The 24,598-nt window shown below is 65.9% G+C and carries 21 protein-coding genes; 7 read left to right on the top strand and 14 right to left on the bottom strand.

All coding sequences use genetic code 11. The features are described from left to right. Positions 1-21: 21 nt before the first annotated feature. The 5 genes from C9I57_RS29500 to C9I57_RS29520 all read left to right on the top strand — a co-directional run bounded on the left by C9I57_RS29500 (position 22) and on the right by C9I57_RS29520 (position 7,174). Positions 22-1,065, top strand: coding sequence for an ABC transporter ATP-binding protein (locus C9I57_RS29500; protein WP_107154075.1), 1,044 nt, complete (start codon positions 22-24; stop codon positions 1,063-1,065). A 127-nt stretch (positions 1,066-1,192) separates the two neighbouring features. Beyond that, positions 1,193-2,020: a phosphodiesterase gene (locus C9I57_RS29505; RefSeq protein WP_107154096.1), complete on the top strand. Its 828-nt coding sequence runs from the start codon at positions 1,193-1,195 to the stop codon at positions 2,018-2,020. Between the two features lie 113 nt (positions 2,021-2,133). Then, a complete protein-coding gene (locus C9I57_RS29510) occupies positions 2,134-3,291 on the top strand; it encodes an MFS transporter (RefSeq protein WP_440130257.1) in 1,158 nt (385 codons plus the stop codon). Between the two features lie 345 nt (positions 3,292-3,636). Next, on the top strand, positions 3,637-5,568 hold the full coding sequence (thiC, locus tag C9I57_RS29515; protein ID WP_107154076.1) for a phosphomethylpyrimidine synthase ThiC: 1,932 nt from the start codon (positions 3,637-3,639) through the stop codon (positions 5,566-5,568). A gap of 328 nt (positions 5,569-5,896) precedes the next feature. Continuing rightward, positions 5,897-7,174 carry a sensor domain-containing phosphodiesterase gene (locus C9I57_RS29520; RefSeq protein ID WP_107154077.1) on the top strand — a complete coding sequence of 426 codons (1,278 nt, stop codon included), beginning with the start codon at positions 5,897-5,899 and terminating at the stop codon, positions 7,172-7,174. 10 nt (positions 7,175-7,184) lie between these two features. Here the strand turns inward: C9I57_RS29520 and arfB are convergent, their stop codons facing one another. After that, entirely contained in the window at positions 7,185-7,598 is a 414-nt protein-coding gene (gene arfB / locus C9I57_RS29525; RefSeq protein ID WP_107154078.1) for an alternative ribosome rescue aminoacyl-tRNA hydrolase ArfB, read from the bottom strand. A 101-nt stretch (positions 7,599-7,699) separates the two neighbouring features. Here arfB and C9I57_RS29530 point away from each other — a divergent pair, with 101 nt between their 5' ends. Beyond that, entirely contained in the window at positions 7,700-9,970 is a 2,271-nt protein-coding gene (locus tag C9I57_RS29530; RefSeq protein ID WP_107154098.1) for an FUSC family protein, read from the top strand. Between the two features lie 27 nt (positions 9,971-9,997). Here the strand turns inward: C9I57_RS29530 and C9I57_RS29535 are convergent, their stop codons facing one another. After that, the gene (locus C9I57_RS29535; RefSeq protein ID WP_107154079.1) at positions 9,998-10,204 is read right to left on the bottom strand and encodes a hypothetical protein; all 207 of its coding nucleotides are present in this window, start codon (positions 10,202-10,204) and stop codon (positions 9,998-10,000) included. Positions 10,205-10,359: 155 nt separating this feature from the next. After that, positions 10,360-10,602 carry a hypothetical protein gene (locus tag C9I57_RS33485; RefSeq protein WP_258187891.1) on the bottom strand — a complete coding sequence of 81 codons (243 nt, stop codon included), beginning with the start codon at positions 10,600-10,602 and terminating at the stop codon, positions 10,360-10,362. Here C9I57_RS33485 and C9I57_RS29540 point away from each other — a divergent pair, their 5' ends adjacent. Beyond that, the gene (locus tag C9I57_RS29540; RefSeq protein WP_258187892.1) at positions 10,603-11,115 is read left to right on the top strand and encodes a cysteine dioxygenase family protein; all 513 of its coding nucleotides are present in this window, start codon (positions 10,603-10,605) and stop codon (positions 11,113-11,115) included. A gap of 15 nt (positions 11,116-11,130) precedes the next feature. Here C9I57_RS29540 and C9I57_RS29545 read toward each other — a convergent pair whose 3' ends face one another. The 11 genes from C9I57_RS29545 to C9I57_RS29595 form a co-directional block, all read right to left on the bottom strand. Further along, on the bottom strand, positions 11,131-12,792 hold the full coding sequence (locus tag C9I57_RS29545) for an ATP-binding response regulator (RefSeq protein ID WP_107154081.1): 1,662 nt from the start codon (positions 12,790-12,792) through the stop codon (positions 11,131-11,133). Next, positions 12,789-13,259: a response regulator gene (locus tag C9I57_RS29550; protein ID WP_018439017.1), complete on the bottom strand. Its 471-nt coding sequence runs from the start codon at positions 13,257-13,259 to the stop codon at positions 12,789-12,791. The genes C9I57_RS29545 and C9I57_RS29550 overlap by 4 nt, the downstream gene beginning before the upstream one ends. Before the next feature lie 38 nt (positions 13,260-13,297). Then, positions 13,298-14,896 carry a sensor histidine kinase gene (locus C9I57_RS29555; RefSeq protein ID WP_107154082.1) on the bottom strand — a complete coding sequence of 533 codons (1,599 nt, stop codon included), beginning with the start codon at positions 14,894-14,896 and terminating at the stop codon, positions 13,298-13,300. A gap of 119 nt (positions 14,897-15,015) precedes the next feature. Continuing rightward, positions 15,016-16,140, bottom strand: coding sequence for a Gfo/Idh/MocA family protein (locus tag C9I57_RS29560; protein WP_107154083.1), 1,125 nt, complete (start codon positions 16,138-16,140; stop codon positions 15,016-15,018). A 51-nt stretch (positions 16,141-16,191) separates the two neighbouring features. Then, the gene (locus C9I57_RS29565; RefSeq protein WP_107154084.1) at positions 16,192-17,241 is read right to left on the bottom strand and encodes a sugar phosphate isomerase/epimerase family protein; all 1,050 of its coding nucleotides are present in this window, start codon (positions 17,239-17,241) and stop codon (positions 16,192-16,194) included. Between the two features lie 95 nt (positions 17,242-17,336). Continuing rightward, the gene (locus C9I57_RS29570; RefSeq protein ID WP_107154085.1) at positions 17,337-18,317 is read right to left on the bottom strand and encodes a substrate-binding domain-containing protein; all 981 of its coding nucleotides are present in this window, start codon (positions 18,315-18,317) and stop codon (positions 17,337-17,339) included. Between the two features lie 105 nt (positions 18,318-18,422). Beyond that, complete coding sequence (locus C9I57_RS29575) at positions 18,423-19,445, bottom strand: ABC transporter permease (protein WP_107154086.1); 1,023 nt, start codon at positions 19,443-19,445, stop codon at positions 18,423-18,425. Beyond that, on the bottom strand, positions 19,426-21,036 hold the full coding sequence (locus C9I57_RS29580; protein ID WP_258187893.1) for a sugar ABC transporter ATP-binding protein: 1,611 nt from the start codon (positions 21,034-21,036) through the stop codon (positions 19,426-19,428). Before C9I57_RS29580 ends, C9I57_RS29575 begins: the two co-directional genes overlap by 20 nt. 12 nt (positions 21,037-21,048) lie before the next feature. Then, on the bottom strand, positions 21,049-22,092 hold the full coding sequence (locus C9I57_RS29585) for a LacI family DNA-binding transcriptional regulator (RefSeq protein WP_107154087.1): 1,044 nt from the start codon (positions 22,090-22,092) through the stop codon (positions 21,049-21,051). Between the two features lie 170 nt (positions 22,093-22,262). Next, positions 22,263-23,024, bottom strand: a complete 762-nt coding sequence (locus tag C9I57_RS29590; RefSeq protein ID WP_107154088.1) for an ABC transporter permease — start codon at positions 23,022-23,024, stop codon at positions 22,263-22,265. After that, a complete protein-coding gene (locus tag C9I57_RS29595; protein ID WP_107154100.1) occupies positions 23,021-23,977 on the bottom strand; it encodes an ABC transporter ATP-binding protein in 957 nt (318 codons plus the stop codon). Before C9I57_RS29595 ends, C9I57_RS29590 begins: the two co-directional genes overlap by 4 nt. Positions 23,978-24,598: the final 621 nt, after the last annotated feature.

Genomic DNA, 24,598 nt, shown 5'->3' on the forward strand with positions numbered 1-24,598 from the left:
CGTCTCTCTCGCCGAAATTCCATGAAGCTCACTCCCGTTCCCATCAGTCTGTCGCGCTGCGCGAAAACGTTTCAAGGCACGCGTGTGCTCGAGCCGCTGGATCTCACGATCGGCGCGGGCGAAACGATCGTGCTGCTCGGCCCTTCGGGCTGCGGCAAAACGACGACGCTGCGCATCATCGCCGGCCTCGAGACGCCGGATGCGGGCGGCACGGTTTCTTTCGGCGACGACGACGTAACGCGGCTGCCGATCGAACGCCGGCACGTCGGCATGGTGTTTCAGAGCTATGCGCTGTTTCCGAATCTCAACGTACGGGAGAACATCGGCTACGGCTTGAAGATCGCAAAGGTGGAGCCCGCCACGGCACGGCGGCGCGTCGACGAGCTGCTCGCCATGATGCGGCTCGAAGCGCACGGCGAGAAGCCGATTGATCAGCTTTCGGGCGGACAGCGTCAGCGCGTCGCGCTCGCCCGAGCGCTCGCGCGCGAGCCGCGCGTGCTGCTGCTCGACGAGCCGCTCACGGCGCTCGACGCGCGCCTGCGCGATACGCTGCGCCGCGAGATGAACGCCCTGCTGCGCGGGCTCAACGTGACGACGATCTATGTGACGCACGATCAGGCCGAGGCGATGGAGCTCGGAGACCGAATCGTCGTGATGAGTGCCGGACGCATCGAGCAAGTCGGCACGCCGCGCGAGATCTACTATCGGCCGGCGTCGCGGCACGTTGCGCAGTTCGTGGGCACGATCAACCGTCTCGCGGGACAATGGCGGGACGGCGCGCTCGCGACCGCGGGGGGCACGATCAAGTTGCCGCCCGCACTCGTGCCGGCGGCCGGCAGTGAGCTTTTCTTCCGGCCGGAGGACGCCCGGCTCGTCGAGCCGGCCGCGGCGTCGCTCATCGGCACCGTCGAAGGCGTCTCCTTCCTCGGCGAGCGCACGCGCGTGACGGTGAGCGGCGCGGCCGCCGATACGCTCGTCATCGATGCGCCCGGGCGCATCGAACTGGCGCGCGGCCAAGCCGTCGGCATCGACGTGGCGCTCGAAGGCCTCATCGCGCTCGCGTAATCGGCCGCGACGGTCGCGCCGCCGCCCGTTCGCACGGGCGGCGGCGTACCGTTTCCGGCTCGCGCCGGCGCCCATGTTGAACATGCATCGATACAACGACACAACCTCGACTACTACGGAATCGTTCATGCTGCTGGCACAAATCAGCGACCTGCACATCAAGCGCCCCGGCGCGCTCGCCTATCGGCGCGTGGATACGGCGGCTGCCCTCGCGCGCTGCATCGCGCGGCTCAACGCGCTCGAGCCACGCCCCGACGCGGTCGTCGTAACCGGCGATCTCGTCGACTACGGCACCGCCGAGGAGTACCAGCATCTGCGCGGGCTGCTCGCGCCGCTCGCCATTCCGTACTACCTGCTCGTCGGCAATCATGACGATCGCGGCGCCCTGCGCGACGCTTTCTGCGAGCAGCCGTGGTTGCATTCGGGCGGAGAGTTCGTCCAGTACACCGTCGATATCGGCCCGCTTCGCCTCGTCGCACTCGATTCGCAAGTGCCGCGGACCAGCGCGGGGGCGCTTTGCGATATGAGGCTCGCGTGGCTTTCGGCCGAGCTCGAGAAAGCCCGCGGCATGCCCGTCGTCATCGCGCTTCATCATCCACCGTTCGTGTCCGGAATCGGCCACATGGACCGCCAGCGGCTCGACGCGGCCTCGAGCGAGCGGCTGGCCGCGATCGTGAGACAGCATCCCAACGTCGAGCGCGTGATCTGCGGGCACGTCCATCGGCCGATGTTCACGCGATTCGGGGGGACCGTGGCATCGGCGGTGCCAGCCCCGGCGCATCAGGTCGCGCTCGATTTGCGCGAGGATGGGCCGTCGGCATTCCGCCTCGAGCCGCCCGCCTTCGCGCTGCATCGCTACGACGAGGCCACCGGGCTCGTGACGCATCACGCCTATGTCGACGAAGGCGAAGGCCCCTATCCGTTCTACGAGCCGGACGGCCAGCTCATCGACTGACGCGCGCCGCTCCCTTCTCTCTCGCCACCGCTTCTTACGTCAGGCCAATCGTGTCTTCTTCCGCCGATACCCGTTCGAGCGCCGCCGGACAGGCGGCCCCCTATTCGCGCGGCATGTTGTTGCTGCTCGCGACGGTGGCAGGCGTCTCGGTCGCGAACATCTACTACAACCAGCCGTTGCTCGACAGTCTGCGAGCGAGCTATCCGGCCGAGGCGGCCTGGGTCGGCGCCGTGCCGGCGTCGACGCAGCTCGGCTATGCGGCCGGCATGTTGTTTCTCGCGCCGCTCGGCGACCGGTTCGACCGCCGTCGCATCATCCTGCTGCAGACGGCCGGCCTCATGCTGGCGCTCGTGATCGCCGCGATTGCGCCGACGCTCGCGGTGCTCGCCTGCACGAGCCTCGCCATCGGGATTCTCTCGACGATCGCGCAACAAGCCGTCCCGTTCGCCGCCGAGCTCGCGCCGCCCGCTGAGCGCGGCCATGCGGTCGGCACCGTGATGAGCGGACTGCTGCTCGGCATCCTGCTCGCGCGCACGGCGGCGGGCTTCGTCGCGCAGTACTTCGGCTGGCGTACGGTCTTCTCGGCGTCGGTCGCGGCGCTCCTCGCGCTCGCCGCCGTCGTCGTGCTGCGCTTGCCGAAAAGCCAGCCGACGTCGACACTGCCGTACGGCAAGCTGCTGGCGTCGATGTGGCACCTCGCCGTTGAGCTTCCGGGGCTGCGCCAGGCCTCGTTCACGGGCGCCGCGCTCTTCGCGGCGTTCAGCGCGTTCTGGTCGGTGTTGACACTGCTGCTTGCCGGACCGCCGTTTCATCTCGGGCCGCAGGCGGCCGGGCTCTTCGGCATCGTCGGCGCGGCGGGCGCCATGGCGGCGCCGCTCGCCGGGCGCTCGGCCGACAAGCGCGGGCCGCGCGCCGTGGTCACGCTCTCGATCGTGCTCGTCGCGATCTCGTTCCTCGTCTTCGCCGTCTCGGCAACGAGCCTCGTCGGGCTCGTGATCGGGGTGATCGTTCTCGACATCGGCGTGCAGGCCGCGCAGATCTCCAATCAGTCGCGCATCTATGCGCTGAAGCCCGAAGCGCGAAGCCGCGTCAATACGGTCTTCATGGTCTGCTACTTCATCGGCGGCGCAACGGGCTCGGCCGTGGGCGCGCTTGCGTGGCGCCACTTCGGCTGGACGGGCGTCAGCGCGGCGGGGTTCGCGTTCGCCTTGCTCGCCCTGCTCCGGCACCTGCCCGATCAAGACCGGCGCCGCAAGGGGCTCCCCGGATAGTGTCTTGCCGGGACACCGCAGCGCAGCCCCGAACGCGGTCTCGTCGGACGACATACGCCACCCGGCAAAGCCTGGCGCGGCGCGTTTCTTGCGCGGTTGCCAGGTCCGCCATGCCGGTGTATCTTCTCCGGTGCTAACGCGGGGGTCCTGCGTTGCGCTGTCTCGACGATCGTCGTTTCGAGTCTTTCGTCCGAGTAGCGCCGCGCGGGTGAGAAACACCCTTTGAACCTGATCTGGATAATGCCAGCGCAGGGAAGCGTACGGGTTTCAGGCAATCCTTCGCCGCCCGGCCTCCTTCCCCGTCTCCTGCTCCTGCATTAGCGCCTCAAGCCAGGAGATTCGAATATGAATGCAAACCCCAAGTTCATTTCCGCCAACGCGCACGTCGATGCCGCCGCCGTCGCGCCGCTACCGAACTCGCGCAAGATCTATGTGACGGGCTCGCAGCCGGACATTCGCGTGCCGATGCGCGAGATCACACAGTCGGACACGCCGAGCGGCTTCGGCGGTGAGAAGAATCCGCCGATCTTCGTGTACGACACGTCCGGCCCCTACACCGATCCGGACGTGAAGATCGACATCCGTCAGGGCCTGTCCGCCTTGCGCCAGCGCTGGATCGAGGCGCGCGGCGACACGGAGGTCCTGGCCGACCTCACGAGCGAGTACGGCCGCGAGCGCGCCGCCGATGCGAACACGGCCTCACTGCGCTTTCCCGGCCTGCATCGCAAGCCGCGGCGCGCGAAGGCCGGCGCCAACGTCACGCAAATGCACTACGCGCGCCAGGGCATCATCACGCCGGAGATGGAGTTCATCGCGATCCGCGAAAACCAGCGCCGTGCCGAGTACGTCGAGAGCCTGCGCGCGAGCGGCCCGAACGGCGCGAAGCTCGCCGAGATGATGAGCCGGCAGCATCCGGGGCAAGCCTTCGGTGCCGCGGCGTTCGGCGCCAATGCGCTGCGCGAGATCACGCCCGAGTTCGTGCGCGACGAGGTGGCGCGCGGCCGCGCGATCATTCCCGCCAACATCAACCACCCGGAGAGCGAGCCGATGATCATCGGCCGCAACTTCCTCGTGAAGGTCAACGCGAACATCGGCAACTCGGCCGTCACGTCGTCGATTGGCGAGGAAGTCGACAAGATGACGTGGGCGATCCGCTGGGGCGGCGACACGGTCATGGACCTGTCGACGGGCAAGCACATCCACGAAACGCGCGAGTGGATCATCCGCAACAGCCCGGTGCCGATCGGCACGGTGCCGATCTATCAGGCACTCGAGAAGGTGAACGGCAAGGCCGAAGAGCTCACCTGGGAAATCTTCCGCGATACGCTCATCGAGCAGGCCGAGCAAGGCGTCGACTACTTCACGATCCACGCGGGCGTCCTCCTGCGCTACGTGCCGCTCACGGCGAACCGGATGACGGGCATCGTTTCGCGCGGCGGCTCGATCATGGCGAAGTGGTGCCTCGCGCATCACAAGGAGAGCTTCCTCTACGAGCATTTCGAGGAAATCTGCGAAATCATGAAGGCCTATGACGTGAGCTTCTCGCTCGGCGACGGCCTGCGTCCGGGCTCGATCTACGACGCCAACGACGAAGCGCAACTCGGCGAGCTGAAGACGCTCGGGGAGCTGACCCAGATCGCGTGGAAGCACGACGTCCAGGTGATGATCGAAGGCCCGGGTCACGTGCCGATGCAGCTCATCAAGGAGAACATGGACCTGCAGCTGCAATGGTGCGATGAAGCGCCGTTCTATACGCTCGGACCGCTCACGACCGATATCGCGCCCGGCTACGACCACATCACCTCGGGCATCGGCGCGGCGATGATCGGCTGGTTCGGCACGGCGATGCTCTGCTACGTCACCCCGAAGGAGCACCTGGGGCTGCCCAACAAGGACGACGTCAAGGAAGGCATCATCACATACAAGCTCGCGGCGCATGCCGCCGACCTTGCGAAGGGTCATCCGGGCGCGCAGGTGCGCGACAACGCACTCTCGAAGGCACGCTTCGAGTTCCGCTGGGACGATCAGTTCAATATCGGCCTCGATCCCGACAAGGCGCGCGAATTCCATGACGAAACGTTGCCGAAGGAGTCGGCCAAAGTCGCGCACTTTTGCTCGATGTGCGGCCCGCACTTCTGCTCGATGAAGATCACGCAGGACGTGCGCGAGTTTGCGGCGGCGCAAGGCGTATCCGAAGACGCCGCGTTGAAGAAGGGCATGGAAGTGAAAGCCGTCGAGTTCGTCAAGAGCGGCGCGGAGATTTATCAACGGCAGTAGCGCCACTCCAACCCGCGCGTGGCGTTCGCGCGTCGGCAATGTTCGGCGGCTCACGCCGGATGACCGCGTGCGTACGCCAACTCCCTCCCACCGTACCCCATCGAACATAGCGGTGCACGGTCGCGGGCATAGGCTCGCGACCAAGGTGCACATCCGCGCGTTTGCTACACTGGCATTCTTTCGTATGGGTACAGTCAGGCATGTTCGGCCTTCCCGTTCGCCCCGCCCCGCGCAACCGCGCGTGCGCGGCGGACACGATCCGTTCCCACGTCTTGCGCGCCGCCGAGCCGGCTCCGCAACGCTTACTCGCGCTGATCGCGCTATCGCCATGGCATCGCAACGGGAGTTGACGCTCGGCGGTATCTTGTCTCACCTCCGACGCGACGACGCCGGTTGGCACATCGTCTATCAAGGCTTGACGCTGCGCAGCGTATTTCAGCCCGTCGTCTCGATCACGCACAAGCGCATCGTCGGCTATGAGGCGCTGCTGCGCGCAACGGACCAGAGCGGCCGCGCGATCCGGCCCGATGCGGTGTTCGCGCGCGCTCCCGGCAAGGGCGCCGCGCTCGCGTTCGAGCGCCTCGCACGCTGTGTCCATTTCGCCAACTTTGCCGAGCAAAACTCAGAGTCCGGCTGGCTCTTTGTCAACGCGCTGCCGCGCCTTTTCCGCACGGGCTGGTCCTACACCTCTTTCATCGACGAGCTTTGCGACCACTTCGGCTTGCCGCCATGGCGCGTCGTCATCGAGATGATAGAAGAGCCCGCCGCCGACGAGGGGCTCTTCATGCGTACCGTCGAGGCGTTGCGTGAGCGCCAATTGCTGATCGCGATCGACGATTTCGGCACAGGGTTCTCGAACTTCGACCGCATCTGGCACGTGCGGCCCGACATCGTCAAGCTCGATCGCTCGCTCGTCGCGCGCATGGCGACGCCCGGAGCCGATCCGCAGTTCGCGACGCAGCTCGTCACGATGCTTCACCGCGCGGGAACGCTCGTGCTCGGCGAAGGCGTGGAGAACGACGCGGAAATGCTGACGCTGATGGAGGCCGATGCCGACTTCATCCAAGGGTACTGGCTCGGCGAGCCGGGCGCTTCGCTCGATGCGGCCGGCCGCGCGGCGGCGCCCGCGATCGATGCCATGTGGGAGCGATTTCGCGCGCACGCGGGCGCAGTGCCGCGCGTGCCCGCCGATTTCGCCGAATTCGAGGCGGTCGTGCTCGCCGGCGCTCGCGTCTATGCGGACACGCGCGACCTGGCGGTCGCGGCCCGCGAAACGTTCGCACGGTCGCCGGCGCGCCGCGTATTCGTCCTCGATGCGGACGGCGAGCAGCATCAGCCCTCGATTGCGCACGAGACCGCGCCGAAACCCGCGCGCCTTTGGCCGCTCTTCCCCGACACCTATAGCAATTGGTCGCGCCGCGCTTATTTCCGGCGCGCGCTGGCGGCCCCGGGGCGCGTCGCCGTCATGGGCCCGCATTACTCGCTGACCGAAGGGAAGGATTGCTATACGGGGGCCGTCGCCATCGAAGTCGGCGGCGTGACGCAAGTCTTCTGTGTCGATTTCGCGCCGAACGGATCGTCCGTGCGGCTCTTCGACGAGAGTTGAGTACGCCCCTTCAGCGCTCGCGGTCGACGATCCGCGCTCTCGTCGCCTTCACGTCGGCGCGGCGCGTCTTGCTTTCCAGCCGCCGGATCGCCGAGGCGCGCGTCGGCTTCGTCGGAATCCGCGCACGCGGCGCGACGCTGACGCTCGCGATCAACTCGTTGAGCCGCGCGAGCGCGGCGGCGCGGTTCATTTCCTGAGTCCGATACTCCTGCGCCTTGATGACGACCATGCCGTCGCGCGTGATCCGATGATCATGAAGCGCGAGCAGGCGCATCTTGATCGGCTCGGGCAGCGACGAAGCGCGAATGTCGAAGCGCAAATGAATCGCGCTCGATACCTTGTTCACGTTCTGGCCGCCGGCGCCTTGCGCGCGCACAGCCGTCAGCTCGACCTCGGCAGGCGAAACGGTATGGCGAAACATCATCGGACGCGCTCTGGTAACAAAACAAACAGAATACGATAGACTCGTCGCAAAATCCGAACCGATGGGCCCGACGGCCCCACCCGCCGCCCCGTATGGTCCCGATGCGCTATTCGATCGAAATCAAGAAATTTCTTTACAGCCAATATTTCTTCGGTGGACTGCGCATTGCGGTCGGCATCTCGCTGCCGGCCGTGCTTTGTCTCATCGTTTTTCATAACGCCGATCTCGGCTTCACGATCGCAACGGGCGCGCTCGGCGCCTGCGTCGTCGACATGCCCGGCCCGCTCAAATACAAGCACAACGAGATGCTCGTTTGCAGCGTGCTTGGCTCTCTCTCCGCGCTCGCAACGGGTCTTGCGACATTCAACGTGTTCGTGCTCTGGGCGACCGTCGTCGCGCTGACGTTCGCGCTCTCGCTGACCGTCGTCTACGGCAATCGCTGGCCGCAGATCGGATTCGCGACGCTCTTCATGATGGTCGTGACGCTGGAGGAACACCTGACCCCGGTGCATGCGCTCGTCAACGCCGCATGGATTCTCGCCGGCGGCCTCTGGTACACCTATTGGGCCACGCTGCTGCTGCAATGGCAGGCCTACCGTGTCGAGAAACAGGCGCTCGCCGAGTGCGTGTTCGCCGGTGCGGACTATCTGCTCGCGCGCGCCGATTTCTATGATGTCGATGCCGATCTCGACGCCTGCTACGCCAACCTTGTCGAAAAACAAATCGCGGCGATCGAAATGCAGGACGCCGCGCGCGCGATCGTTTTGCGCAACCTCCCGAAGCTCAGGCGCGGCAAGCTCGACCCGCGCCGCGTCGCGCTCTTCAATCTCTTCATCAATTCGGTCGATTTGCACGAGCTTTTCGTCGGCGCCCATACCGACTACCCGCTGCTGCGCCGCACGTTCGGCAATGCGGACCTCATGATGTTCTATCGCGATCTGATCCGCAAAGCGGCGCGCGATCTCGAGGAAGTCGGGCTTGCCGTCCTGCAGAACCGTGCGCCGGACTCGCGCATCAACGTCAAGGCGGAGTTGCGTGCGATCGAATACGAGCTCGAGCTCGTGCGCAAAGGGCACAGCGCGCAAGCGAACCCCGAGGCCTATGCGGCGGCGACGACTTCGTTCCGGCGCATCTGGAGCGGCATTCGTCTCATCGACAAGATGAAGAAAAGTCTCGCAAGCGAGGCGGCGCCCAACAGCACGGAGATACGGATCGATCCGGGCCTGAGGCGCTTTCTCTCGGGGCGGCGGGTACCATTGCGGCAGATATTCTCGAATCTGACGATGTCGTCGCCGAGCTTTCGTCATGCGCTGCGCGTGACGATCGCCGTCGCCATCGGCTTCTGGCTGGGCCGCATTCTGCCGCTCACGAATGCGTACTGGATCGTCATGACGACGCTCATCATCATGAAGCCCGGCTATTCACTGACGAAGCAGCGCAACACGCAGCGTATCGTCGGCACCGCGATCGGCTGCGCGGCCAGCCTCGCTTTGATCTTCACCGTGCATTCGCCCAAGATCCTGCTCGCCGTCATGTTCGGCTCGATGGTGATGAGCTACAGCCTGCTGCTCTTCAACTATGCGGCCAGCGTCGTCTTCACGTCGTCCTACGTGCTGATGCTCTTTCACCTGCTGGCGCCGGGCAGCCTGCGCATCATCGGGGAGCGCGCGATCGATACGGTCATCGGATGCGCCCTCGCCGTCGCGGCCAGCCATTTCTTCCCGTATTGGGAATATCGCGTGATGGGAAAGCTCGTCGCGGACCTGCTGTCGGCGATGCGCCAATACTTCGAAACTGTTTTGTCGTTCGGTGGCAAGCGGAGCGCTGACGACGCGAACGCGTCGGGCGCGTCTACGACGAGGGCGCCGGATACGAGCACGAGCGCCGCCGATCCCGATATCCGCTTCCGGCTGGCGCGCAAGAACGCGCACGTCGCATTCGCGAACCTGGGGCAGGCATTCCGCCGCATGATGCTGGAGCCGAAGCCGCAGCAGAAGTTCGTGCCCGAGATCAACGACCTGCTCGTGCAAAGCCATGTGCTCGCCGCGCAGATCGCGACGGCGGCGGCGCTCGTGCGCAACTTGGCCGACGAGGAGAACGATGCGCCGGCGGCGCTGGCGCGCGCGCTCTCCACCGTGCGCGACAACCTCGCCCGCGCGCAGGCGGGCGAGCCTCCTCCCGTCGATCAAGCCGAGACGACGAAGCAGCTCACGCGCGAGCTCGATTCGATGGTGACGGAAATCGAAAAGGCGGGAGCGCGGCCGCCGGAGTTCGTTCACGAAATCAAGATGCTCGTGCTTCAGTGCAAGCAGATGCTGGCGGCGTCGTTTCTGATTCGCAAGGATGCAGGGGCGATCCGCTTGCCGGCTTGAGCGCCGCGGCTGTGCGCTACCCTGCTCCTACTGCGAAGCGCCCGGTCCGGGGGCGGCGGAGCTGGCGGCGCCGATCGACGCCCCGCTCGCGGGCGCCGACGCCTTTTCCGCGTCGTACTCGCGTTTGCTCTTGAGCGCGTTGTAGACCAACGTGGCGAGCGCGATCAGGACGGCGACCACGATGATTGCCGCGACTCGCGTAGTGGGATTGGGTTTGTTGCGGGGGTTGTTCATGGCGCGGTTCCCGAGCGAAGCCACGACGGCTTCGGGGCGAATGACGAGGTGAGAGAAGCCGGCATTCTACGCGCGTCGAAGACTGGCCGTGATGGCGCGATCGCATCGCCGAATTGTCGGCAAAGCCTGAAAAAATTTTCTACTCATCGCCCAGATTAGAGCAAACGACGCAAACTCTTTTCGCGCGTGGTTGGATATAAATAAGACATCGACCGCGGCAATTCGCCGCCGGTCACCACCCCTTCCTCGCCATGAGCCACGAACAACAAAACCACCTTCTCAGCCCTGCCGCGCGCGGTACCCATGTCGTTTTTCGGCGCGGCGCGGGTCCGGTCCTCGATCGGTTCGCAATCGGGACTCATCGCGGCGACGGTGTCGCGCAAGACGGTGTCGCGCAATTGTGCGATGCGCTCGATGCGGCGTTCGAGGCCTGCGGCGCCGCCGCCGACCCATCGCACTGTCCGGCGTTCGTCCTTGGCGTGCGCGCGGCCATTGCCGAGGCCGCGGCGAACGAAACGCTGCTCGCGCCCGCGCAGTGCGAAGGCTCCTCCGAATGCTATCGTCGACACCTGTTGGCCGCCGACGCCTCGGGCCGCTATGCGGTCGTCGCTCTCGTCTGGCACCCGGGGCAGGCGAGCCCCGTGCATGGCCATCATGCATGGTGCGGCTATGCCGTCCTCTCCGGCACGCTGACCGAAACGCTCTACCAGTGGGACGAGTCGCTCGGCTCGGCAAAGCCGGTGCGAACGCACGCTCGAGCACCCGGCGCGGTCTCGTACACGCGCGCCGGCCTCGGCGGCATTCATCGCCTCGGCAATGCCGGCCCGGCGCGCGCAATCTCCCTGCACGTGTACGGCGTTGCCGGCGACGAGGTGTCAACGCGCGTCAACGATGTCGTGCGTGTGTTGTGACTGGCAAGCGGCCGCTCACCGTTCGGCCGCATCGGCGCCCGCATCCGTCATCGTCCGGCCCGCGAGGGCCGCGACGACGACGACGAGCTCGAGGGGATCGATGGGCTTCGACACATGCGCCTGGAAACCCGCGAGCAGCGCGCGGCGCCGGTCTTCGGCACGCGCGAACGCAGTCAGGGCGGCCGCTGGCGTCTTGCGTCCGCGCGGCGCCTCGAACGTCCGCAAGCGGCGGATGAACTCATAGCCGTCGACCCCGGGCAGGCCGATATCGCTGACGATGACGTCGGGCGGCGCGGCCGTACAGGCTTCGAGCGCCTCGAGCGCCGCGCCGAACACGGCTGTCTTCGCGCCGCGCTCCTCGAGCACGCTGCGCACGAGCTCGCGGGCGTCGGGCTCGTCCTCGACGATCGCGATATGCAGGCCGGCGAGCTCGGGCGGCGTGACGCCCGCCAACGGCTCGTCGGGCGAGCGCACGAGCGCGGCGGCGTCGGTAGCCGGCAGCTTCGCGATGAAAGTCGCACCGAGCCCCGCGCCGGCGCTCCTGGCCTCGATGCAGCCGCCGTGAAGGTCGACGAGCTGCCGGGCGATCGCGAGCCCGAGCCCAAGGCCGCCGTGCTGACGCGCGATGCTGCCGTCCTCCTGACGAAACCGCTCGAACACATGCGGAAGGAACTCGGGCGTGATGCCCTGCCCGTTGTCCGCGACGATCAGCTCGACTTCGCCGGCCGCGCGTCGCACTGTCACCTCGACGGTGCCGCCCTTGCCCGTGAACTTGACGGCGTTCGACATCAGGTTCCAGACGATCTGCTGCAGCCGCGCCGGATCGGCGAAGACCACAGCGCCCGGCTCCAGCGCGGAGACGATGCGGATATCCTTCGCCTCGGCGGCCGGGCCGACCGAGCGGATCACATATTCCACGATATCGACGAGATCGACGCGCTCTGCCTCGAGCCTCAGCTTGCCCGCGAGAATGCGCGAAAAATCGAGCAGCTCGTCGACCATGCGCGTCTGAGCGCGCGCGTTGCGATCGATGACGTCGAGCCCCTTGCGGATCGACTCGGAAGCGCTCGGATCGCGCAGCAGGAATTGGGTCCAGCCGACGATTGCATTGAGCGGCGTGCGCAACTCGTGCGAAAGCATCGCGACGAACTCGTCCTTCATCTTCGAAGCGCGCTCGGCCTCCGTGCGTGCCGCCCGCTCCGCAGTCAGCAGCCCTTCGCGCTCTTCGGCAAGTGCGCGAAAATGCGCTTCGCGCTCCCGCGCGCGCATCGCCTCGGCCAGTTCTCGCTCGACGCGCCGCTCGCGCAGCACCCGCTCGATCGCTTCGGGCAGATAGTCGAGGTAGCCCTCGCTCTTCGGGACTACATCCGCGACGCCCGAGCGCATCGCCTCGACGACGCGCGCCTCGTCGGCAAAGCCCGTGCAAAGGATCGCCGGCAAAACGAGCCCGCTTGCGCGCAGCGCGCGCAGGAAGTCGAGACCTGTCTCCGAGCCGCCGAGCGCATAGTCGACGACGAGCACGTCCGGCATGCCGTACGGCGTGCCGCCCTCGGTCGCCGCCCGGGCCTCGGCCGTATTCGCCGCGATGCTGACGCGATAGCCGGCACGCGCGAGCGAACGCGACGCGAGCCGCAGCAGGCCCACATCGTCGTCGACGACGAGCGCGTGCGGATTCATTGTCCGCCCGCTCCCGTCGGCAGCTTGACGACTTGCAGGAAGAAGCCGAGCCGGCGCACGGCCTCGATAAAGGCGTCGTACTCGACGGGCTTGGTCACGTAAACGTTGCAGCCGAGCTCGTAACAGCGCTCGATTTCGCGCGGGTCGTCCGTCGTCGTCAGCACGATGACGGGCAGCGACGCGGTGCGCTTGTCCGCCTTCAGACGCCGCAGCACTTCGAGCCCGTCGATCCGGGGCATCTTCAGGTCGAGCAGGATGACCGACGCCGGCGGCGGTTCGAGCACGAACCGCGCATCGTCCCCGAAGAAATAATCGAGCGCCTGTTGGCCGTCCGCAAGGCGTATGAAGCCGTTCGTCAGCCCCGCCCGGCGCAAGTTGCGTTCGATCAGCGTCGCGTGGCCGTCGTCGTCCTCGATGAGGATGATGCTGACGGTCTGCCCCCCAGCCGGTCCCAGTCCTGTATGCATTGTTCGTTCCTCTCAACTTTCTCGGATCTGCCGATGCGCTATGCGGCGACTTGCTCCGTCGCCTCCGGAAGCGTCAAATAAAAGGTCGTCCCCTCGCCCTCTTTCGATTCGGCCCAGACGCGGCCCCCATGCCGCTCGACCATGCGGCGCACGAGCGCGAGCCCGATGCCCTCGCCGGCCGCCACGTTGCCGTGAAGCCGCTGAAAAGCGTTGAAAAGGCGCGGCATCGCGACGGCCGGGATGCCGAGCCCGTTATCCCTCACAAAGAAAATACGCAGCGATTGAACGCCCGGCGGCGCGGGCAGCACGCCGATCTCGACGCGCCCCGGGCGCCCCGGATCGAGATAGTTGACGGCATTGCCGATCAGATTCGCGAAGATCTGCTCGAGCGCGGTCGGATCGCCCCAGACGGGCGGCAGCCCGTCGACGACGATCTCGACGTTGCGAGCGCGTATCGAGGCCTGCATCGCGTCGAGCACACGCTGCAAGACCGTACCGATATCGACCTCCTGGCGGCGATACTCGACGCGCCCGACACGCGACAGACGCAGCAGCGAATCGATGATGTGCGCCGCGCGCAGCACGGCGCTTTGCAAGTAGCGCAATGCCTCGCCGATATCCTCCTCGATGACGCGCTCGACGCGCTCGCGCTCGCGCGGCTCGAGCGACGATCCGCTCACGGTCTCACGCAGCTCGTTGCAGGCATGCGTGAGCTCCTTCGAGAAGCCTTGCAGGTTGACGAGCGGTGCGCGCAGATCGTGCGAGACGCTATAGATGAACATCTCGTTTTCCTGCGTCTGCTGATGCAGCGTCTCGTTCGTGCGCGCGAGCTCGTCGGCGCGACGCTCGAGGTCGCTGCGAAAGCGCGTTTGCAAGCGCTCCGATTCGCGCAGGCGCCGGCTCGTGTCGTGCAGAATCGAGTCGAGCTGCGCGATCTCGTCATGACCGGGCACGGGCGGGGCGAGCGGCTCATTGTCGCCGAGCCGCGCCGCGTTTTCGGAAAGGCGCGCGAGTCGGCCCTGCACGCCGCGCGTGAACAGAAAAACCGCCAAGGCGGTCAAGAACAATGAGCCGACGACCGCCGCGGCCGTGAGCCGCTGCTCGTGGAGCAGCGCCGCGGCCGCCGCGTCCGATCGCATCGTATCGATGCGCAGCTCTTCGGCGCCGAAGTCGGCCACCTGCTGACGGAAGCGGTCGATGACGTCGGCGTCCGCCTGAGCGCGAAAGCGCTCGAACACGTCGTCCGTGCGGCCCGTGCGCATCAGATCCTGGACGCGGTCCGACCATTGCCGATAAGACTGCACCGTCTGACGGATCTGCGCCGCGCGCTCGACTTGCGCGGGATTGTCGGCGACGAGATCGACCAGTCTGTCGATGTTGCGATCGACGTCGACCCATAGCGTGACCGGTGTCGACGCATCGCGATCGTTTCTGAGCACGGCGCCGCGCATGCGTACCGCTTCGATCAGCACCGGCTCCAGAATCGCGCTCGTCTGACGCAGCACATCCTTGCTGTGGAGCGCCCATTGCTCTGCCTGCTCCGCGTTGGCCTGAGCCTTGACGAGCCCAGAGAGCAGCACGAGTTCGAATACCGTCGGAATCGCAATAAGCAACAGCCCTTTGGTTGTCAGTCTCATGCTCGGTAGTGCTATCGATTTCGGAGCCCGGCGCCAAAGCGCGCGGCAGTCCGAGCATTATGTCGGCGTTTGACCCGAATGACAAAGCGCGCGAGCTCGGACGACGCTTGCACAGGCAATCATAAGAGGTCGCGCCATCGTCCATCGGCGGCACTGCTCGCCAGCACGGCCTCGATAAAGCGCAGGCCGGCGACACCATCGTCGACCGTCGTCAACAACCGGCTCTCCGCGGGCGGCGGCCGGCCAGCGTCGATCGCTTCGATCTGCATCGCCGCGTCGAGGTAGAGCTGCGCGAATGCTTCCGCATACCCTTGCGGATGTCCCGCCGGCACACGCGTGGCATGCAAGGCGTCCACGCTGTCGACCCGGCCGCGCGTGAGCCGCTGGGCGGCCCCGCCCCGCATGGTGAGCCAGAGCTCGTTCGGCATTTCCTGGTCGAACGCGAGGCTCGCCCTCGTGCCATAGACGCGCAGGCGCAGCGCGTTTTCGGCGCCGCTCGCGACCTGGCTCGCCCATAGCATGCCGCGCGCACCGTTCGGGTAGCGCAGCAGCGCCTGCACGTGATCGTCGAGCTGGCGTCCTTGCACGAACGTGTGCAACTCGGCCGATACGGCGTTCGGCATCATGCCCGACACGAACGATGCAAGGTGGTAGGCGTGCGTGCCGATATCGCCGAGGCAGCCGGCCGGGCCCGCCCGCCGCGGGTCGGTGCGCCATGCGGCCTGGCGGTTTGCACCGCCCGCCTCGACAGGCTCGGCGAGCCAGTCCTGCGCATACTCGACGTGCACGATGCGAATCTCGCCGAGCGCCCCGTCCTCGACGAGCGCGCGCGCGTGGCGAACGAGCGGATAGCCCGAGTAAACATGCGTGAGCGCGAACAGCTTGCGTTTTTCGTGCGCGAGCCTTGCGAGCGCCTCGCCCTCTTCAAGCGACACGGCAAGCGGCTTGTCGCAGATGACGTGGATGCCGGCCTCGAGAAACGCCGTGGCCACGGGCGCATGCAGGTGATTGGGCGTGACGATCGCGACGGCATCGATGCCGTCCTCACGCATCGCTTCGGCGCGCGCCATCTCCCGCCAGTCGGCATACGCACGGTCGATGCCGATGCCGAGCTCGAGCGCGCTCTCACGCGCTCGTTGCGGGTCCGACGACAAGGCGCCCGCCACGAGTTCGAACCGATCGTCGACGCGTGCCGCGAGACGATGCACGGCGCCGATGAACGCGCCTTGTCCGCCGCCTACCATTCCGAGCCTCAGTTTCCGCTCCATGCTGTCTCATCTCCCGGAAGAGAAGCCTCAAATGCCGAGAATGCGCCTCATCTGCTCGGGCTCAGCACCGCTGCCCGCGAAATCGTCGAACGCGCGATCGGCGACGCGGATGATGTGCCGCCGGATGAACTCGGCGCCTTCGCGCGCGCCGTCTTCAGGATGTTTCAGCGCGCACTCCCATTCAAGCACTGCCCAGCCCGGATAATCGTATTGCGCCATCTTCGAGAAGATCGCGCCGAAATCGATCTGTCCGTCGCCGAGCGAGCGGAAACGCCCCGCGCGCTCGATCCAGTCGCTATAACCGCCGTAGACGCCTTGACGCCCGTCGGGGCGGAACTCGGCATCCTTGACGTGAAACGCGCGGATGCGCTCGTGATACGTATCGATGAATGCGAGGTAATCGAGCTGCTGCAGCACGAAGTGGCTCGGGTCGAAAAGAATGTTCGCGCGCGGATGATTGCCGACGACATCGAGAAAGCGCTCGAACGTCACGCCGTCGTGCAAGTCTTCTCCGGGGTGCAATTCGTAGCAGACGTCGACGCCGGCCTCGTCGAACGCATCGAGGATCGGCGTCCAGCGGCGCCCGAGCTCGGCGAAAGCCGCTTCGACGAGGCCCGGCGGCCGCTGCGGCCACGGATAGAAATAAGGCCAGGCGAGCGCGCCCGAGAACGTGACGTGCGTATCGAGCCCGAGGCGCCGCGAGGCGCGCGCCGCCAGCTTCAATTGCTCGATCGCCCACGCGGTGCGCGCTTCGGGGTTGCCGCGCACCGGCGGAGCGGCAAAGCCGTCGAAGAGCGCGTCATACGCGGGATGCACCGCCACGAGCTGCCCTTGCAGATGCGTCGAAATCTCAGTAATCGCGACGCCCGCATCCTCGGTCGTTCGCCGAAGCTCGTCGCAGTATGCGTCGCTCGACGCCGCGCGCTCGAGATCGACAAGGCGCGGATCGGCCGGCACCTGGATGCCCTCGAAGCCGAGTCCCGCGGCCCATGCGGCGAGATTCGCGAGGCTGTCGAACGGCGCTTCGTCACCGACGAACTGCGCGAGAAAGATCGCCGGCCCCTTGATGGTTTTCATCCGCGAGAGCTCCTTTGAAGGTGTGAGAACGGGAGCGCGCAAGCGCCGGTGCGCCGACGGCACGCGCCCCTCCCTAGTTTGGAAACCGTCGACAATCAGAACGGCGAGTCCGGGAAATAAAATTCCTTCGCGTTGTCCTTCGTGATCAGCACGGACGGAATGATCGTCGTGGCCGGCAGCCGTTCGCCCTTGAGCCGTGCTTCGGCCGTCAGCTTGATCGCGTCATAGATGAACTTCGGCGAGTACGATACGTCGGCCTTGATGAGCGGCGCGCCGTCCATCACGTTTTTGACCATCCCCTTCGAACCCGCGCCGCCGAACACGATCTTGATGTCCGATCGCTTGGCCTGGTCGATCGCCTTCAACACCCCCACGGCCATGTCGTCATCGGCCGCCCAGATCGCATCGATGTGCGGGAACCGGGTCAGATAATCCTGCGTGACCTTGAACGCATCGTCGCGATTCCAGTTCGCGTATTTCGCATCGAGAATGTGAATGCCCGGATAGTTCTTCATCACGCCCGTAAACGCCGTCCATCGCTCGTTATCGAGCGTCGTGGGGATGCCGCGCAAAGCGACGATGTCACCCTTGCCATCGAGTTCCTTCGCGAGGTACTGGGCCGGAATCTTTCCGAACGCCGTGTTGTCGCCCGCGACATAGGCATCCTGAGCGCTCGTGTCGGTGAGTCCGCGGTCGACGACCGTCACATAGACGCCCTTCTTCTTGACTTGTGCGACGGGCTGCGTGAGCGATGCCGATTCATAAGGGAAGATCACGAGCGCGTTGATCCTGTTGACCGTGACGAGGTCTTGAAGCTGATTCGCCTGCTCGGGCGCGTTCGCCGCCGTCTTCACGATGATCTTCAGATCGGGATGCGCCTTTTCCAGATCCGCTTTGGCCTTGTTCGCCCACCAGACGATGCCGCCCGTAAAGCCGTGATCGGCGGTCGGAATAGCGACGCCGAGGGTCACCTTCTCGTCGGCGCGCGCTGCCCCGGCGCCGAGCGCCGCGGCCACCACGGAAAGCGCCAGCATGCCGGCGCCGATGCTGCGAATCGCTCGTATAACCTGCTTCATGGTCGTGTCTCCTGATTGTGAGGGCGCGAATGTTCGCCCGTTGTCGTGAAGCCGTTTCCCAACGATTGCCAGCGCTGATCGCCGCTTACCGCCACCGCCCGCCGTTCACCGCCGCCCACGCTGCAAGCACGCGACGACGATGATGACGATGCCCTGCACCGCCGCGTTCAGATACACGCTGATGATGCTCGTCAAGTTGAGGATGTTGGCGATCACCGAAAGCAGGACCGCGCCGACGACCGTGCCCAGCACGCGGCCTTCGCCGCCCTTGAGCGCCGTGCCTCCCACCACCACCGATGCGATCGCCTCGAGCTCCCACAACAAGCCCGTGGTCGGAGTGGCCGAGCCAAGACGCGGCACGTAGAGCACCGTGGCCACCCCCACGCAGACGCCGAGCAGCGCGTAGGTGACGATCTTCACGGTATCGACGCGAATGGCCGCGTAGCGCGCGACCTGTTCGTTCGAGCCGATCGCCTGCACGTGGCGGCCGAACGCGGTCCGCTGGAGAATCAGCGCGCCCCCCGCGGCGACGGCAAGGAAGACCCAGACCGGCACGGGCACGCCGAGCAAGCTCGCGTAATAGACGGGGCCGTAGAGATCGGCGAGCGAGTTGTCGAGCGTCAGCGCGCCGCCATCGGCCAGCCATGTGAGCACCGCGCGGAAAATGCCGAGCGTGCCGAGCGTCACGATGAACGGCTCGATCCGCCCTTTCGTGATGAGCAGTCCATGCGCGCAGCCGAACGCGGCGCCGAGCACGAGCGCAAGCAAGATGCCGACGAGCACGATCGCAAGCGGCGGCAACAGGTGGCCGAGCGCGCCCGTGGCGAGCCCGTTCATCGTCCAGATCATCGTGCCCGCGATCAGCGCGGCCATCGAGCCCACGGACAGGTCGATGCCGCCCGAGATGATGACGAAGGTCATGCCCACCGCGATGATGCCGATGAACGACGTGCGCGTGAGCACGTTCATCAAGTTGTCGACCGTGGCGAAATCGCGATTGAGCAGCGTGCCGAGCACGCAGAGGGCGAGAAGTCCCGCGACCGGTCCAAGGCCGGCGGCGTACCGTGCGACGCGCCATGCGCGGCCCGTCTCGCCCGCCTTCCCCGCTTCAGTGCGTACCGGTTGCATGAGCGATCAACTCCTTTTCGGTCAGATGCTCCATGCCGAGCGTCGCCATGAGCCGCCCTGCGCGCATGATCGCGACGCGATGGCAGAGCCCGATGAGCTCGATCAGCTCGGACGAGATCACGATCACGGCTCGCCCTTCGGCGGCAAGCCGGTGAATCAGGAAGTAGATGTCGCGTTTCGCGCCGACATCGACGCCGCGCGTCGGCTCGTCGAGCACGATCACGCGCGGACCGGGATGCAGGAACTTGGCGAGCGCGAGCTTCTGCTGGTTGCCGCCCGAGAGCATTCGCGCGCGGCTCGCCAGATCGCCCGTGCGAATCCCGAATTCGCGCACGGACTTTTCGAGCGCCGCGCGGCATGCCTTCACGTCGATGAGCGGATGCGCATAGCGTTCGAGCGTCATCAGCGTGAGGTTGTCCTGCAGCCTCAGATCGACGTGCAATCCCTTGCCTTTACGGTCTTCGCTGAGGTAGGTAAGACCGTGGCGCATCGCGTCGCGGGGGCTTTTCAGCGTTACGGGCTTGCCCTCGATCTCGATCGTGCCGGCGGTACGGCGCCGCAGCCCCACGATCGCCTCGAACGCCTCGGTGCGGCCCGCGCCGACGAGCCCCGCGAAGCCGAGCACTTCGCCCGCTCGGACCTCGAAGCCGAGCCCGCCGTCGGCTTGCACCCAACCCGGCACGACGAGCCCCTCCACCTTCAATGCGACGCGCGCATCGGCCCGGGGCGGCACCTTCTCCGGAAACATGTCGAGGACGTCGCGCCCCACCATCAGGTTCGCCATCTGCCGACGCGAAAGGTCCGCGGTCGCGCTTTGGGCAACGAAGCGGCCGTCGCGCATGACGATCACCTCGTCGGTCACGCGTTCGACCTCGTCGAGCTTGTGCGAGATGTAGACGATCGTCACGCCGTCGGCCTTGAGCTTCGCCATCAGCGCGAAAAGGCGCTCTGTTTCGGACGGTGTCAACGTGGCCGTCGGCTCATCCATGATGAGCAGGCGCGCGCGCCGCGAGAGCGCCTTGGCGATTTCGACGAGCTGCTTTTCCGCGACGATCAGATCGCGCACCTTCGTGTCCGGATCGCGCGCGAGGCCGACCTCGGCGAGGTACTGCCGTGCTTCGGCGCGCATCGCCGCTTCGTCGAGCAGCCAGCCGCGCGCGCCGCTTCCGCGCTTTTCGTGGCCGAGGTACATGTTCTGCACGATCGACAGATGCTCGGCGAGATTGAATTCCTGATGGATCAAGACGATGCCGGCGGCTTCCGCCTCGCGCGAGCCGGAGAAGCGGCACGGCTCGCCGTTCACCCTCACTTCGCCCGCTGTCGCGGCTTCGTATCCGGCGAGAATCTTCATCAGCGTCGACTTACCGGCGCCGTTCTCGCCGAGCAAACCATGGACGCGCCGCGGCGCAAGCTCGAAGCTCACGCCGCGCAGCACCTGCACGGGGCCGAAGTCTTTGACTACGTTTTCGAATCGGACAGAGACGGCTTCACGTCTCCCAAGGGGAGTTCCTCCGGGCGCCGGTTCAGCCCCAAGTGAGGCAGTCACCCCGTCGGGCGGCAGCGAACGATCGTGAGCGCGGGGGTCGTCCATGTCTTCCATCGCTCAGGCACTCCGCCGTACGACGAGACGATGCGGCAACAGCACGCCGGGCACCGCTTTGCCCGCATTCGCGAGGCGCGTGAGCAGGAGCCGCGCCGCCGTCTCGCCGAGCTCGCGCATGGGTTGCGCGACGGTCGTGAGCGGCGGGTCGATCTGTGCGGCGAGCGAGATATCGTCGAAGCCGACGATGGCGACGTCGTCGGGCACCCGCTTGCCGCAAGCGCGCAGTCCCGCGATGACGCCGATCGCGAGCGTGTCCGATACGGCGAAGATGGCGTCGGGCGGCTCGCTCGATTGCATCAGCGTGCAGGCCGCGCGCGCGCCGGCCTCGTATTCGAGCCCGCCGACTTCAGCTCGCAAGCGGGCATTGGGTGCGATGCCGGCCTCGACGAGCGCATCGAGATAGCCCTGCTCGCGCTGCCGTGCGTAGAGGTAGGTCGTGTCCGAATTGATCAGCGCGATGCGCCGGCGCCGTCTCGCGATCAGATGTCGTACGGCGTCGCCGGCCGCGCGACGGTTGTCGATGCCGACGTAAGGCACGCCGATTTCAGGATCGAATTCGCAGCAGGAGATCCACGGCAGCGCGCCCGATTCCTCGGCGAACGCGCGTTGCGCCGTGGCCGGATCGAGGCAGATGGCGCCGTCGGCACGACGGCGGCGCAGCAGATCGAAGTAATTGCGTTCACGACCCGGATCGGCGCCGGTATCGCAGAGCAACGTGAAGTAATCGTGCTGACGCGCGACACTGTCGATGCCGCGAACGATCTCGGCATAAAACGGGTTGCCGAAGTCCGGCACCATCGTCAGCAGCAGGCGGCTCTCGGCTGTCCGCAGGTTGCGCGCCAGCTCATTCACGCGATAGCCGCTTACGGCGATGGCCGCCAGCACGCGTTCGCGCGTAGCCGGCCGCACGTTGGCGTGCCCGTTCAGCACCCGCGAAACCGTCGCGACCGACACATCGGCACGCGCGGCCACGTCGCCGATCGAGATGTCGGCCGCCGCGTCGCTCACCACCGCTCCGTTTTCGGGTCGTTGCTTGCGGGCCATCGGCGCGTCTCTCCGGATGTAATCGATTACATCTAGCCGCTACATTGTTGATGCATGACGCCCGGAATGGCAAGCGTGGCGAGATAGGGACTAATACGGAGACGCGGGCGCCGATCTGCCGGCATCGACCGCGCATGCGATCGGCCGGCGCATCGACTGACGTACGCTCGTCAGGTCTTCAGCCGATACCCGGTCTTGAAGATCCACGCGACGATGGCCGTGAAGATCAGCAGAAACAATGCGGTCATGGCGAGGCTGACGCCGACGTGGACGTCCGCCACGTCGTAGAAGCTCCAGCGAAAGCCGCTGATCAAATAGACGACGGGATTGGCGAGCGCGACCGTGCGCCAGACGGGCGGCAGCACGCCGATCGAATAGAAGCTGCCGCCGAGAAACGTGAGCGGCGTGACGATCAAGAGCGGGATCACCTGCAGCTTCTCGAAGCCGTCGGCCCAGATGCCGATAATGAAGCCGAAGAGGCTGAACGTCACCGACGTGAGGACGAGAAAGAGCAGCATCCAGGCTGGATGCGCGATACGAAGCGGCACGAAGAGCGCGGCCGTGGCCATGATGATGAGCCCCAGCATGATCGATTTCGTCGCGGCGGCCCCGACGAAGCTCACGATCAGCTCCAGATACGAGACCGGCGCCGAAAGGAGTTCGTAGACGGTGCCCGTGAACTTCGGGAAGTAGATCCCGAACGAGGCATTGGTGATGCTCTGCGTGAGCAGCGAAAGCATGACGAGTCCCGGGACGATGAAGGCGCCGTAGCTGATGCCGTCGATCTCGCGGATGCGCGAGCCGATCGCCGCGCCGAAAACGACGAAGTAGAGCGAGGTCGAGATGACGGGCGAAATGACGCTTTGCATCAGCGTGCGCCACGTGCGCGCCATCTCGAAGAGGTAGATTGCGCGGATCGCGTAGACATTCATTGCGTTTCCTTCTCCGTTCGCGCCGCCGCCTTGTCCCTGACCAGGTCGACGAAGATATCTTCGAGCGAGCTTTGCGTCGTCTGCAGGTCTTTGAAGCGAATCCGCGCGTCCTCCAGATCCTTCAGCAGCCTGACGATCCCCGCGCGCTCGGAGCGCGTGTCGTCGTAGGTGTAAGTCAGCGACGAACCGTCGGCCGACAGTTCGAGCGCGTAGCCGGCGAGCGGCGCGGGCACGGCCGCAAGCGGTGCATCGAGCTGCAGCGTGAGCTGCTTTTTGCCGAGCTTGCGCAGCAGCTGCGTCTTCTCCTCGACGAGAATGATCTCGCCACGGTTGATGACGCCGATGCGATCGGCCATCTCCTCGGCTTCGTCGATATAGTGCGTCGTGAGAATGATGGTCACGCCGCTTGCCTTCAGCGTGCGCACGAGTTCCCACATGTCGCGGCGCAGCTCCACGTCGACGCCCGCCGTCGGCTCGTCGAGAAAGAGCAGCGACGGCTCGTGCGCGAGGGCTTTCGCGATCAGCACGCGCCGCTTCATGCCGCCCGAAAGCGTGATGATCCGGCTGTCCTTCTTGTCCCAGAGCGAGAGCGCGCGCAGCACCTTCTCGATGTGAGCCGGGTTCGCCGGCTTGCCGAAGAGCCCCCGGCTGAACGAGACCGTCGCCCAGACGGTTTCGAACGCGTTCGTCGTCAGTTCCTGCGGCACGAGGCCGATCATCGCGCGGGCGCGCCGAAAATCGCGGACGTTGTCGTGGCCGTCGACAAGCACGCGCCCGCTCGTCGCATTGACGATCCCGCAGACGATGCCGATCAACGTGGTCTTGCCCGCGCCGTTCGGGCCGAGCAGCGCGAAGATCTCTCCGCGACGCACGTCGAGGTTCACGTCCTTCAACGCCGTGAAGCCCGTCGCATAGGTCTTCGAGAGATGAGTGATGGTCAGAATGGGTTGCATGGACAGCGACGATAGCAGAAGCGCGCTAAAACTGTCGCCTCGCTCGCCCGTCCGCCCGTCGAAACGGCCGCCGCGCCACCCGTCGGCGAGAGCACGCGCAACCGAGGGGCAAAAAAAAGACGCCACCGAAGTGGCGTCGTAAAGAAGTTCTAGCCATTCCGAGGGCCGTGCTAGAACCTGAGAGACGGTATTTCGGACCATCGCACTTCGCCTTGACGAGGCGTCGCTCCGAAATGTGGTTCCATTTTTTCTCTTTCCGCCCGCCAAGTCAAGAAAAATTTTACCGAATTGCTGACAGGGACACACAGGCAGGAAACGTTTCCAATTGCGGAAGCCGGTAATTTTTACTCAAACTCACGCAACGCGCCATCGGCGACGTTTGCAAACGACGCAATAAGGCGCCCGCCGGCCCTCCCTATGCCCCAACTTTCGGCTCACGGCTCGCATCGCCCGAATCGGCGAGGTGCGTCGGCTCCGCGATTGGTAGCCTCACCAAAACGACCGCATGCGGCGCCCGCGGTCGAAACATATTCGTAACCTGTCGAAAGAAACGTAACTGGACGATCGAACGCGGCGCGACGTAGCATCTTGCATTCGCAGCGGCGCCCGCTAGTGACTAGA

The sequence above is a fragment of the Trinickia symbiotica genome, assembly GCF_003028655.1.
Classification (GTDB): domain Bacteria; phylum Pseudomonadota; class Gammaproteobacteria; order Burkholderiales; family Burkholderiaceae; genus Trinickia; species Trinickia symbiotica_A.